The 11718-nt window shown below is 58.8% G+C and carries 9 protein-coding genes; 4 read left to right on the plus strand and 5 right to left on the minus strand.

Going from position 1 to position 11718, the window contains the following annotated elements:
* Window positions 1-59: 59 nt before the first annotated feature.
* Window positions 60-1202 carry a 4-phosphoerythronate dehydrogenase PdxB gene (gene pdxB / locus QMX86_RS24780; RefSeq protein ID WP_282386602.1) on the minus strand — a complete coding sequence of 381 codons (1143 nt, stop codon included), beginning with the start codon at window positions 1200-1202 and terminating at the stop codon, window positions 60-62.
* Between the two features lie 160 nt (window positions 1203-1362).
* Here pdxB and QMX86_RS24785 point away from each other — a divergent pair, with 160 nt between their 5' ends.
* A complete protein-coding gene (locus QMX86_RS24785; RefSeq protein WP_282386604.1) occupies window positions 1363-2772 on the plus strand; it encodes an MATE family efflux transporter in 1410 nt (469 codons plus the stop codon).
* A 49-nt stretch (window positions 2773-2821) separates the two neighbouring features.
* On the opposite strand, the gene tusA is transcribed toward QMX86_RS24785, so the two are convergent.
* Both tusA and rlmM read right to left on the minus strand, forming a co-directional pair.
* The gene (tusA, locus tag QMX86_RS24790) at window positions 2822-3070 is read right to left on the minus strand and encodes a sulfurtransferase TusA (protein ID WP_071173066.1); all 249 of its coding nucleotides are present in this window, start codon (window positions 3068-3070) and stop codon (window positions 2822-2824) included.
* Window positions 3071-3135: 65 nt separating this feature from the next.
* A complete protein-coding gene (gene rlmM, locus QMX86_RS24795) occupies window positions 3136-4209 on the minus strand; it encodes a 23S rRNA (cytidine(2498)-2'-O)-methyltransferase RlmM (RefSeq protein ID WP_282386605.1) in 1074 nt (357 codons plus the stop codon).
* Between the two features lie 222 nt (window positions 4210-4431).
* Between rlmM and acnA the strand changes: the two genes are divergently transcribed.
* Window positions 4432-7173 carry an aconitate hydratase AcnA gene (gene acnA / locus QMX86_RS24800; RefSeq protein ID WP_282386606.1) on the plus strand — a complete coding sequence of 914 codons (2742 nt, stop codon included), beginning with the start codon at window positions 4432-4434 and terminating at the stop codon, window positions 7171-7173.
* 314 nt (window positions 7174-7487) lie between these two features.
* Here acnA and QMX86_RS24805 read toward each other — a convergent pair whose 3' ends face one another.
* A complete protein-coding gene (locus QMX86_RS24805) occupies window positions 7488-7976 on the minus strand; it encodes an SRPBCC family protein (RefSeq protein ID WP_016775506.1) in 489 nt (162 codons plus the stop codon).
* Between the two features lie 176 nt (window positions 7977-8152).
* Here QMX86_RS24805 and QMX86_RS24810 point away from each other — a divergent pair, with 176 nt between their 5' ends.
* Window positions 8153-9067, plus strand: coding sequence for an ADP-ribosylglycohydrolase family protein (locus tag QMX86_RS24810; RefSeq protein ID WP_282386607.1), 915 nt, complete (start codon window positions 8153-8155; stop codon window positions 9065-9067).
* Between the two features lie 40 nt (window positions 9068-9107).
* Window positions 9108-9512 carry a lysozyme inhibitor LprI family protein gene (locus QMX86_RS24815; RefSeq protein WP_282386608.1) on the plus strand — a complete coding sequence of 135 codons (405 nt, stop codon included), beginning with the start codon at window positions 9108-9110 and terminating at the stop codon, window positions 9510-9512.
* A gap of 45 nt (window positions 9513-9557) precedes the next feature.
* On the opposite strand, the gene mrdA is transcribed toward QMX86_RS24815, so the two are convergent.
* Window positions 9558-11450 (minus strand): penicillin-binding protein 2, encoded by a 1893-nt coding sequence (gene mrdA, locus QMX86_RS24820; protein ID WP_282386610.1) that lies wholly within the window; start codon window positions 11448-11450, stop codon window positions 9558-9560.
* Between the last annotated feature and the right edge of the window lie 268 nt (window positions 11451-11718).

The raw sequence follows: 11718 nt of genomic DNA on the forward strand, positions 1-11718 counted from the left end.
TTGCTGCACTGTAGATCCCCTGTGGGAGCGAGCCTGCTCGCGAAAAGGCCAGCGCTGATTCAGACAGCCACCGCCCCCAGCGCCTCAACAATCTGCCGCAACCCCGGCGCATCACCTTCAATTCGCACCTTCAGCCCTTCAATCTCGCGGCGCACCGGATACTGCTTGCGCAACACGTCAAACGCCGCTCGCTGCTCGGCGACATTCCCCACCAGACTGCGGCGGAAATCCGCATCATCGCGGCGCGGGTCGTACACGCCCCGGCACAACACCGCCAGCGCCCACGCCGGATCGCTGTCACCGTGCAGGGAAACTTCCGACAACCAGGTTGCTGGCAGCAGATCGCTGAGCTGGATAGCTGCAGGTTGGCCGCTGAAAGCGCAGTAGGCCTGATAGATCTGCGCGGTCCCGCGTTGCTTGCCGTCGAGGCTGTAACCGGCAATATGAGGCGTGGCCAATACGCAGAGCTCGGCCAGCGCAGGGTCGACTTCCGGCTCCTTCTCCCAGACGTCGAGCACCGCTTGCAGGTCCTCGCGCTCCAGCAGCACCTCACGCAGCGCAACGTTATCCACCACAGGGCCGCGCGCCGCGTTGATCAGCCATGTTCCCGGCTTGAATTGCTGCAAACGCTGTTGATCGAACAGGTGCCACGTCGCGTCGTCGCCATTGCGAGTCAATGGCGTATGCAGACTGATCACGTCGCACTGTTCGATGATCTGCTCGAGGCTGACATATTCGCCGCCCTCGGCAGCCTGACGCGGCGGATCGCAAACCTTCACATTCCAGCCCAGGCCCTTGAGGACCTTGATCAAGCGCCCCCCCACTTCACCGGCGCCGACGACACCGTAAGTACGCTGAGTCAGATCCGCGCCTTCGATTTCGGCCAGCGTCATCAGACTGCCCAGTACGTAATCGACCACGCCACGGGCATTGCAACCCGGCGCGCTCGACCAGCAGATCCCGGCCTCGTTGAAGTAATCGAGATCCAGATGATCGGTGCCGATGGTGCAGGTGCCGACAAAGCGCACCTTGCTGCCATCAAGCAGCGCGCGATTGACGTTGGTCACCGAACGCACCAGCAACACATCGGCGTGCTCGACCGTCGCGCGGTCAATGGAGCGGCCCGGCACTCGGCGGATGTCACCGAAACCGGCAAAAAAGGCATCGAGCAGCGGGATATTTTCGTCGGCAACAATCAGCATGGCGGGCTCCTTGGGCGGATCGGCAGTTTAGGTGCTGACGCGTCGATCAGCCAGCAGGGTTTGCGCTTACAAATGCGCAACAGAGGATTTTTCCTGACCGAGGCGTCAGCGGCGTAGAATGCGCCGCTCTGCGCATCAATACTTTCTGGACGCTTTGCCTGTGAACCCTGTAACTGAACAACCTGTCGCCGTCTCGCTGAGCCGCCCTGCGCGGATTCGCCTGGAGTTGAAAAACCTGCTCGCCCTCGCCCTGCCGATCATCATCGCGCAACTGGCGACCACGGCCATGGGCTTCGTCGATGCGGTGATGGCCGGGCGCGTCGGGCCCAAGGACCTGGCGGCCGTGGCATTGGGCAACTCGATCTGGGTTCCGGTATTTCTGTTGATGACCGGCACCCTGCTGGCCACCACGCCAAAGGTCGCGCAGCGTTTCGGCGCCGGCAAGCACAGCGAGATCGGCCCGATCGTGCGTCAGGCGTTGTGGCTGGCATTGGTAGTCGGATTGATCGCCACCTCGATGCTGATCGCTGCCGAGCCGGTCCTGCATCTGATGAAAGTCGATCCCGAGTTGATCGGCCCGTGCATGCAATATCTGCACGGCATCGCCAGCGGCTTGCCGGCGGTGGCCTTCTATCACGTATTGCGTTGCACCAGTGATGGCATCGGCCGCACCCGCCCGGCCATGGTGTTGGGCCTCTGTGGTCTGGCATTGAACATCCCGCTGAACTACATCTTCATTTATGGCCACTTCGGCGTACCGGCCATGGGCGGCGTCGGTTGCGGCTGGGCCACGGCGATCGTGATGTGGGTGATGGCGCTGGGCCTGGCCGGTTACGAACGCTGGGCACCAGCCTATCGCTCAAGCGAACTGTTCAGCCGCTTCGACTGGCCGCAGTGGGCGGTGATCAAACGTCTGCTGTCGATTGGTTTGCCGATCGGCATCGCGGTGTTTGCCGAGTCGAGCATCTTCGCCGTGATCGCCCTGCTGATCGGCAGCCTCGGCGCGACGGTGGTGGCCGGGCATCAGATCGCGCTGAACGTCAGCTCGCTGGTGTTCATGATCCCGTACTCGCTGGGCATGGCGGTTACCGTGCGTGTCGGCCAGGCGCTAGGCCGCGAGGAACCGCGTGAGGCGCGTTTTGCCGCTGGAGTCGGCATGGGCACGGCGCTGGCCTACGCCTGCCTGTCGGCGAGCCTGATGCTGGCGCTGCGCGAGCCGATTGCGGCGATCTATACCGCTGATCCAACGGTGATTCACATTGCGGCGATGCTGATTGTCTATTCGGCGCTGTTCCAGTTTTCCGATGCGATCCAGGTGACTGCGGCAGGCGCACTGCGTGGTTATCAGGATACTCGGGTAACGATGATCCTGACTCTCTTCGCCTACTGGGGGATTGGTTTACCGGTCGGTTATGCGCTGGGCCTGACCGATTGGCTCGGCGAGCCACGCGGTCCGAGCGGTTTATGGCAGGGTTTGATCGTCGGTTTGAGCTGCGCAGCGTTGATGCTGTCGATTCGTCTGACACGCAGTGCGCGCAAGCGAATTCGAATCAGTCGTTCGGCGGGTTGATCACCCATAAAAAAAGACCTGCATTTGCAGGTCTTTTTTTTGCCCTGATTCAGGACTTCTTGCGAATCCAGTACAGATAGGTGCCGGCCTCTTCGTGCTGGCTGACCAGCTCATGGTCAAGAAACACGCAGAACTTGGGGATATCGCGCTTGGTCGAGGGATCGGTGGCGATCACCTTGAGCAGGCCGCCGGGCACCAGATCGCGGATGTGCTGGTGCAACATCATCACCGGTTCCGGGCAATTGAGGCCGGTGGCGTCGAGGGTGCCGTCGACCGGGGTGTTGATCATTTCGCTCATGGTTTACTCCAGAAACTGGCCGGCATTGTCGCGCATCGCCGGGAATATCGTCCAACGTCTGCCGGTTAGCGGGACTTGGGCTTTTTGCTGTCGTGGCGGCGCAAGTGGCAGGTGACTTCCTCGCGGTCGTGATACAACTGCTTGCAGCCGATATCAACCTTGATCCCACGTGCCTTGAATCCATCGGCAATGCGCTCGAGCAGACGTTTCACCTCGGCATAACGCTGTTTCATCGGCAGCTTCAGGTTGACCACGGCCTCGCGGCAATGTCCCTCGCCAATCCATTCTTCCAGCATCGCCGCGTTACGCGCCGGTTTCTCGACAATGTCGCAAACCATCCAGTCCACCGGCTGTTTGGGCTTGAAGGTGAAACCATCCGCCATCAGATGCTGGACCAATCCGGTTTCCATCAGGCTTTCAGCCATCGGGCCGTTGTCGATGGCGGTGACCAGCATGCCACGGTTGACCAGTTGCCAGGTCCAGCCGCCCGGCGCGGCGCCGAGGTCAACGCCGGTCATGTCGCTGTGCAGGCGATATTCCCACTGGTCGCGCGGAATGAAGTGGTGCCACGCCTCCTCCAGCTTCAAGGTCGAACGGCTCGGCGCCTCGCGAGGAAACTTCAGGCGTGGAATGCCCATCGGCCACATTGCCGAATTGCCGGCATCGGCCATGCCGAGGAACACTTCGCGTCCGCTTTTAAAGGTCAGCAACAAACGCGGCTTGCTGGCGTCGTCTACCAGTTTGCCAGCGGCGGTCAGCGCCTTGCGCAGCGGTCCTTCAAACTTTTTGCAGAAATTCGATAGTTCCTTGCCGTCATTGGTATCGACCACTTCCAGCCACAGACTGCCCAACACCGGAAAATCGGCCATGTGCGCGAGAATCACACTGATCCGGTCGTTTTCCGGTAAATCGATGAAAAAGCCGCGCGCCCACTGCCGCGGGAAGATCAATTCGGCGAAACGCTGACCGCGCATCAGGCGTTCGGCGCCGTCCGCTTCGGTACAGACAAACTCGGCGCACGCCGTGGCGGTTTTGGCTTTGGCGTAACCGGCGACATTGAGACGGGCGGCGAGATCGGAAATCTCCGAACAGACTTCGCCTTCGAAGCCGGGCCGGCAATGCATGAATAGGGTGTTCATTCTTACTCCTGGGCAGCGGTCGATCATTCGGCCGCTGCGCGATGCTCAAGCCTTGCGTTGCCGCAATGCCTGTCACGAAAACCGGCGCATGATAGCTGAAGTCGGAACCATGGTTGCGCCGATAGAGTCCAGTTATTAGCCAGCTACTCAAAACAGGGCTAGGTTTAATGCTCTGCCCGTCCCCTCAGTCCGTAGCCGTGCGGACTCAAAGGAGTGATCGTAATGCCGTCCCTCGATAGTCTGAAGTCACTGAAAACCCTACAAATCGACGCCACGACCTACCACTATTTCAGCCTGCCGGAAGCCGCCAAAAGCTTGGGCGATCTCGACAAGCTGCCGATGTCATTGAAGGTCCTGCTGGAAAATCTTCTGCGCTGGGAAGACGAAAAAACCGTCACCGGCGCTGACCTCAAAGCCATCGCCGCCTGGCTCAAGGAGCGCCGCTCCGATCGCGAAATCCAGTACCGCCCTGCCCGTGTATTGATGCAGGATTTTACCGGCGTCCCCGCCGTGGTCGATCTCGCCGCCATGCGTGCGGCAATGGCCAAGGCCGGCGGCGATCCGCAGCGGATCAATCCGTTGTCGCCGGTGGATCTGGTGATCGACCACTCGGTGATGGTCGACAAGTTTGCCAGCGCCAGTGCGTTCGAACAGAACGTCGACATCGAAATGCAACGCAACGGCGAGCGCTATGCCTTCCTGCGCTGGGGCCAGAGTGCGTTCGATAACTTCAGCGTGGTCCCGCCGGGTACCGGCATCTGCCACCAGGTCAACCTTGAGTACCTCGGCCGCACCGTCTGGACCAAAGACGAGGATGGCCGCACCTACGCGTTCCCTGACACCCTGGTAGGCACCGACTCCCACACCACCATGATCAACGGTCTCGGCGTGCTCGGCTGGGGCGTGGGCGGGATCGAGGCGGAAGCGGCGATGCTTGGGCAACCGGTGTCGATGCTGATTCCGGAAGTGATCGGCTTCAAGCTCACCGGCAAGCTCAAGGAAGGTATCACCGCGACCGACCTGGTGTTGACCGTGACGCAGATGCTGCGCAAGAAAGGCGTGGTCGGCAAATTCGTCGAATTCTATGGCGACGGTCTCGCCGACCTGCCATTGGCCGACCGCGCGACCATCGCCAACATGGCCCCGGAATACGGTGCGACATGCGGCTTCTTCCCGGTCGACGATGTCACGCTGGAATACCTGCGCTTGTCCGGCCGGCCGCCGGAAGTGGTGAAGCTGGTCGAGGCCTACACCAAGGCTCAAGGCCTGTGGCGGCTACCGGGTCAGGAGCCGGTGTTCACCGACAGCCTGGCCCTGGACATGGGCAGCGTCGAGGCAAGCCTGGCCGGACCGAAACGTCCGCAGGATCGCGTCTCCCTGCCGAACGTCGCGCAGGCCTTCAGTGATTTCATCGACCTGCAATTCAAACCCACCAGCAAAGAAGAAGGACGCCTGGAAAGCGAGGGCGGTGGCGGCGTGGCGGTGGGCAACGCCGATCTGGTCGGTGAAGCGGACTACGAATACGAGGGCAAGACCTATCGCCTGAAAAACGGTGCCGTGGTCATCGCCGCGATCACTTCCTGCACCAACACTTCCAACCCGAGCGTGATGATGGCTGCTGGACTGCTTGCGAAAAAAGCCGTCGAAAAAGGTCTGACACGCAAGCCGTGGGTCAAAAGCTCACTGGCCCCCGGCTCGAAAGTGGTCACCGACTACTACATAGCTGCCGGGCTGACTCAGTACCTTGATCAGCTCGGGTTTTCGTTGGTCGGCTACGGTTGCACCACCTGCATCGGCAACTCCGGGCCACTGCCGGAGCCGATCGAGAAAGCCATTCAGAAAGCCGATCTGACCGTCGCGTCGGTCTTGTCCGGCAACCGCAACTTCGAAGGTCGCGTGCATCCACTGGTGAAAACCAACTGGCTGGCCTCGCCTCCGCTGGTCGTCGCCTACGCACTGGCTGGCAGCGTGCGCACCGATATCAGCAGCGAACCGCTGGGTGAGGATCAGCAGGGCAATCCGGTGTACCTGCGCGATATCTGGCCGAGCAGCCGGGAAATCGCCGAAGCGGTGAATCAGGTCAATACGGCGATGTTCCACAAGGAATACGCCGAAGTGTTTGCCGGCGACGAACAATGGCAGGCCATCGAGGTGCCGCAAGCGGCCACATACGTCTGGCAGGACGATTCGACCTACATTCAGCATCCACCTTTCTTCGACGACATTTCCGGCCCGCTGCCGGAAGTCAAAGACGTCAAAGGTGCGCGGGTTTTGGCCTTGCTCGGCGATTCAGTGACCACCGACCACATCTCCCCCGCCGGCAACATCAAGATCGACAGCCCGGCCGGGCGATACCTGCAGGAAAAAGGCGTCGAGCCGCGCGACTTCAACTCCTACGGTTCCCGTCGCGGCAATCATGAAGTGATGATGCGCGGCACGTTTGCCAACATCCGTATTCGCAACGAAATGCTTGGCGGCGAGGAAGGTGGCAACACGGTTTACATCCCCACCGGGGAAAAAATGGCGATCTATGACGCAGCGATGAAATATCAGGCGTCGGGTACGCCGTTGGTGGTGATTGCCGGTCAGGAGTACGGCACCGGGTCGAGCCGTGACTGGGCGGCGAAAGGCACCAATCTGCTGGGCGTCAAAGCCGTGATTGCGGAGAGCTTCGAACGCATTCACCGCTCGAATCTGGTCGGGATGGGTGTGCTGCCGTTGCAGTTCAAGCTTGATCAGAACCGTAGGAGCCTCAATCTGACCGGCAAAGAGACGTTTGAAATTCTGGGATTGACCGGCGTCGAGCTGAGGCCGCGGATGAACCTGCCGCTGGTTATCACTCGCGAGGATGGGCGTCAGGAGAAGATTGAAGTCTTGTGCCGGATTGATACCTTGAATGAAGTTGAGTACTTCAAATCCGGGGGGATTCTGCATTATGTATTGCGGCAGTTGATTGCTTCTTGACGGGGTGACATTCGCCCAGGCTGTGATCTTTTTGACTTGGCTTTCAAAAGCAGGATCAAAAGATCGCAGCCTCCGGCGGCTCCTGCATTCAGGCGAAAAAAAACCCGCCGAAGCGGGTTTTTCCCAAGACCATTATCGACTCCCTGTCGGCAGCGATCCTTGCGATGGTCGATCGTCCATGATCCTGAAACACTCCCTGTGTCTCAGTTGATGTGTGTAGATTACCCAGTGGATCCAATCAGCAAAAGTCGTAAAAGCTACCAACGCGTGTAAGACATTCGCCATACAAACACTTCCGAAAACCCTTAGACCTGTCAGGCACCGCCGCTTTCACGAGCCCTGGCGCTTTCGGCGAGAAACTGTTCAAGCCTGCTCAACTGCTCCTCCCAGCCGCGACTGTCCATGTAATACGCCTCTTTCTGACGGATATCAGGGATGTGCGCGAAGCCGGATTCCGAGACCTTGAGTAGTGTGCCGTCTTCGAAGTCCTGCAATTCGAACTTGACCAGCGTGGTCGGCTCCTGTGAGTAGTCGATCTTCGGGTTGACCGCATACGGGTGCCAGCGGAAAGAAAACAACTGCTGCGGCTCGACCCGCTCGATCAGCACATTCCACAATACGTGTTCATAACCGGGGTAAGTGACCTGACCCTGCGTCCACTCGCCGGCAATGAAACGCCGGCCCTCGAGCGCCACGCCAAACCACTGGCCAAACGCCTCCGCATCGACCAATGCACGCCAGACATGGGAACGCGACGCCTTGAGCGTGATCTTGCGTTCGAAACTGTTAGGTACTGGTTTCATACGTCACCTCCTGTTCTGAACACTAGGCTTGTATGACCACATGTCCAATGCGAAGTTGTATCGAAGCGCTGCAGACACCGATTCGAGCGGACACATTCTGCGGTAGTTTGCGCTCTGTGATCGACGCCGCATGACCTGTTATCTTTCCAGCGAATCCGCAGAAACAAGGACGAATCATGCAGCCCTCTCTTGCCGATCGGTATCGCGGCGCCCTCCTCGGCCTGGCTTGCGGCGATGCGGTCGGCACAACGGTTGAGTTCCAACCGCGAGGATCATTCCAGCCGCTGAGCGACATGGTCGGCGGTGGCCCGTTTCAGCTCAAGCCTGGGCAATGGACCGATGACACTTCAATGGCACTGTGCCTGGCCGAGAGCCTGCTGCGCAAAAACGGTTTCGACGCGGCAGATCAGATGGGCCGCTATCTCAATTGGTGGAAATGGGGATATCTGAGCTCCACCGGTGAATGTTTCGACATCGGCATGACCGTCAGCCAGGCGCTGGAACAGTATCAGCGAACCGGGGAGCCTTTCGCAGGGTCGACTGACCCGTTGACTGCTGGTAACGGGTCGCTGATGCGGTTGGCACCAGTCGTGCTGTTTTATTTTCCCGACGCTCGACAGATCCAGATCCACGCTGCCGACAGTTCGCGCACAACCCATGCGGCGCCGGAGGCAATCGAGTGCTGCCAATTGCTGGCTGATCTGATTGCACGAGCGCTTGAGGGTGCGGAGAAAACACAGCTTCGCCGGGCGCCACTGCTCAAGCTTTCCCAGCCCAAGGTGGTTGCGATTGCTCAGGGTGAGTACCTTCACAAAGCTGAAACTGAGATAAAAGGCAGTGGCTATAGCGTCCAATCGCTGGAAGCCGCTTTGTGGTGCTTTCACCATACGCAGACATTCGCCGAAGCGGTGTTGAAAGCAGCCAATCTCGGTGATGATGCGGATACAACGGCTGCTATCGTGGGTCAGTTGGCAGGTGCTTACTACAGCGCTCGGGCGATCCCCGAGCACTGGCTGGAGCAGTTGCATGAAGGCGAGGAAATCACCGCCACTGCGGACCGCTTGCTTGAGGCCTCCCGACTACGTACATAACAATCGATACACTCTTTCCACTCGAGATAGCGAGAACCTTATGTCAGTACGTTTGCTTCTGGCCTCTGTGCCTTTTTTGTTTGCCCCTTTCGCCCATGCCGCCGTTGATTGCGCCAACGCCAGCGATCAATCGACGATGAATCAATGCGCGGGGCAAGCCTTCAAAGCGGCAGACAAGGAACTGAATACGATCTACCAGCAGATCACCGGACGCCTGAAGGACAACCCGGACGGAAAGAAGCTGCTGGTCAACGCGCAGCGGGCGTGGGTCAGCTTTCGGGATGCGGAGTGCAAGTTTTCGGCTTATGGGGTGGCGGGCGGGAGTGTTTATCCATTGGTTTACAGTGGCTGTCTCACAGCCGTCACCAAGGCTCGGGTAGAAGCCTTCAAGCAATATTTGAAATGTGAGGAAGGTGATATGAGTTGCCCGGTACCTGGTGCGTAATCACAGGCTCACTTACGGGAGCCTGTGCTGTGAAACCGTTACGCTTCAGACGTGAGGATCGCCCGGCGCTTTGCTCGGTGCCGCATATTGCGGCTTGAGGTGGCCATCCTGATCGAGTAACCAGGCGTCCATGATCTGCCGCACTACTGGACCGGCAACACGACCACCCGCCTCGCCGTTCTCGATCATTACCGAGATGGCGATCTTTGGATGTTCGGCCGGTGCAAATCCTACAAACAGGGCGTTGTCACGGTGGCGCTCGAGGGTTTTCTCACGGTTGTAGCGCTCACCCTGCTTGATCGCCACCACTTGCGCCGTACCACTCTTGCCGGCGATGCGATATTGCGCCCCCGCAGCCGCCGCTCGTGCGATGCCTCGAGCATCGTGCATGACCATCTGCATACCGTGATTGACCTGTTCCCAATCCCGCGGATCCTTGAGCAGAATGTTCGGCATCGGGTGCTCGTCAACCGGCGCTACACCGTCGACCGACTTGGCCAGATGCGGTCGATTCCATATCCCCTTGTTGGCAATCAGTGCAGTGGCTTGGGCCAATTGCAGCGGTGTGACCTGCATGTAGCCCTGGCCGATGCCGAGAATAACTGTCTCGCCGGGATACCAGGCCTGTCGTCGTGTAGCGCGTTTCCACGCTTGCGACGGCATCAGACCGGGGGACTCTTCAAACATGTCCAGCGAGACTTTTTCACCAAGGCCGAACATCGCCATGTAGTCGTGCAGACGATCAATGCCAAGCTTGTGCGCCAAGTCGTAGAAGTAGGTGTCGTTGGAACGCATGATCGCCGCGTCCATGTCCACCCAACCGTCACCACTGTGGTTCCAGTTGCGATACTTGTGATCGAAGTCGGGTAATTGGTAGTAGCCGGGATCGTATACGCGGGTCTGCGGGGTCACGACGCCGGCGTCCAGACCAGCGATGGCGACTTCCGGCTTGATCGTCGAGCCTGGGGCGTACAGGCCGCGCAGTACGCGGTTAAACAGCGGACGGTCGATGGAATCGCGCAGCGCTGAATATTCCTTTGAGCTGATGCCAGTCACGAACAGATTCGGATCGAAGCTCGGATTGCTGACCATCGCCAGCACTTCTCCGGTGGACGGGTCGAGAGCTACCACTGAACCACGACGGTCGCCCAAAGCGGCTTCGGCTGCTTCCTGCAGCTTTACATCGAGGCTCAGGACAATGTTTTTGCCTGGCACCGGATCGGTGTGCTTGAGTACCCGTAGCACACGGCCTTGAGCATTGGTTTCGACTTCTTCGTAACCGACATGGCCATGCAACTGCGCTTCATAGAAGCGCTCGATACCGGTTTTACCAATGGATTGAGTGCCTCGGTATTCAACGGAATCGAGCGTCTTCGATTCTTTTTCATTGATCCGACCGACATAACCAATCGAATGGGCGAAATGGGCCCCAAGGGGATAGTGCCGGACAAACTGCGGCTCGACATCAATACCCGGCAGACGAAATTCATTAACCGCCAAGATAGCGATCTGCTCCTCCGTCAGCTCATAAAACAGGGTGACCGGTGTGAACGGATGCCGGGATTGCTTCATCGCCTTGTCGAATACCGTGCGGTCTTCAGCAGGCAAGTGCAGCAAGTTGATGACTTCGTCCAATTCTTGATTGACGTCGGTGGCACGCTCACGGGTGATGGTCAGGTTGTAGCTGGGGCGATTGTCGGCGAGCAACACACCGTTGCGATCGTAGATCAATCCACGCGTTGGCGGTATCGGGAGGACATGGACGCGATTGTTTTCGGAGATGGTCGAGTGGTAGTCGAATTCCACGACCTGAAGGATGTACAGGCGCACCACCAGAGCGCAGCTGATGGCGAAGACAAACAGAGCGCAGGCGATCAATCGTTTGTTGACCAGCCGCGTCTCTTTTTCATGATCCTTGATCGGGATTGGTTCAGGCATTTCTACAGCAACTCTTTGACATAAATGAGTGCCGATCCGTAGGCAGGACATCAGTCCGTTAAAAAACGAGCTGCACCATACCAAAACTCGCCATCCACTTCAGGATGAATTTCCCCATTGGCAGGCTGAAAACTTTCTCGTAGGCAAAACAAAACCCCAACTGCTTTCGCAATTGGGGTTTCGGAATTTAATCTTGACGATGACCTACTCTCACATGGGGAAACCCCACACTACCATCGGCGATGCATCGTTTCACTGCTGAGTTCGG

The organism is Pseudomonas sp. PS01270 (genome assembly GCF_029959775.1).
In the GTDB taxonomy this organism is placed as follows: Bacteria; Pseudomonadota; Gammaproteobacteria; order Pseudomonadales; family Pseudomonadaceae; genus Aquipseudomonas; species Aquipseudomonas atacamensis.

Excerpts from the sequence above, each read along its gene's own strand:
- pdxB (WP_282386602.1), bottom strand. The coding sequence starts at position 1,202 with ATGCTGATTGTTGCCGACGAAAATATCCCGCTGCTCGATGCCTTTTTT.
- tusA (WP_071173066.1), bottom strand. The coding sequence starts at position 3,070 with ATGAGCGAAATGATCAACACCCCGGTCGACGGCACCCTCGACGCCACC.
- rlmM (WP_282386605.1), bottom strand. The coding sequence starts at position 4,209 with ATGAACACCCTATTCATGCATTGCCGGCCCGGCTTCGAAGGCGAAGTC.
- acnA (WP_282386606.1), top strand. The coding sequence starts at position 4,432 with ATGCCGTCCCTCGATAGTCTGAAGTCACTGAAAACCCTACAAATCGAC.
- QMX86_RS24805 (WP_016775506.1), bottom strand. The coding sequence starts at position 7,976 with ATGAAACCAGTACCTAACAGTTTCGAACGCAAGATCACGCTCAAGGCG.
- QMX86_RS24810 (WP_282386607.1), top strand. The coding sequence starts at position 8,153 with ATGCAGCCCTCTCTTGCCGATCGGTATCGCGGCGCCCTCCTCGGCCTG.
- QMX86_RS24815 (WP_282386608.1), top strand. The coding sequence starts at position 9,108 with ATGTCAGTACGTTTGCTTCTGGCCTCTGTGCCTTTTTTGTTTGCCCCT.
- mrdA (WP_282386610.1), bottom strand. The coding sequence starts at position 11,450 with ATGCCTGAACCAATCCCGATCAAGGATCATGAAAAAGAGACGCGGCTG.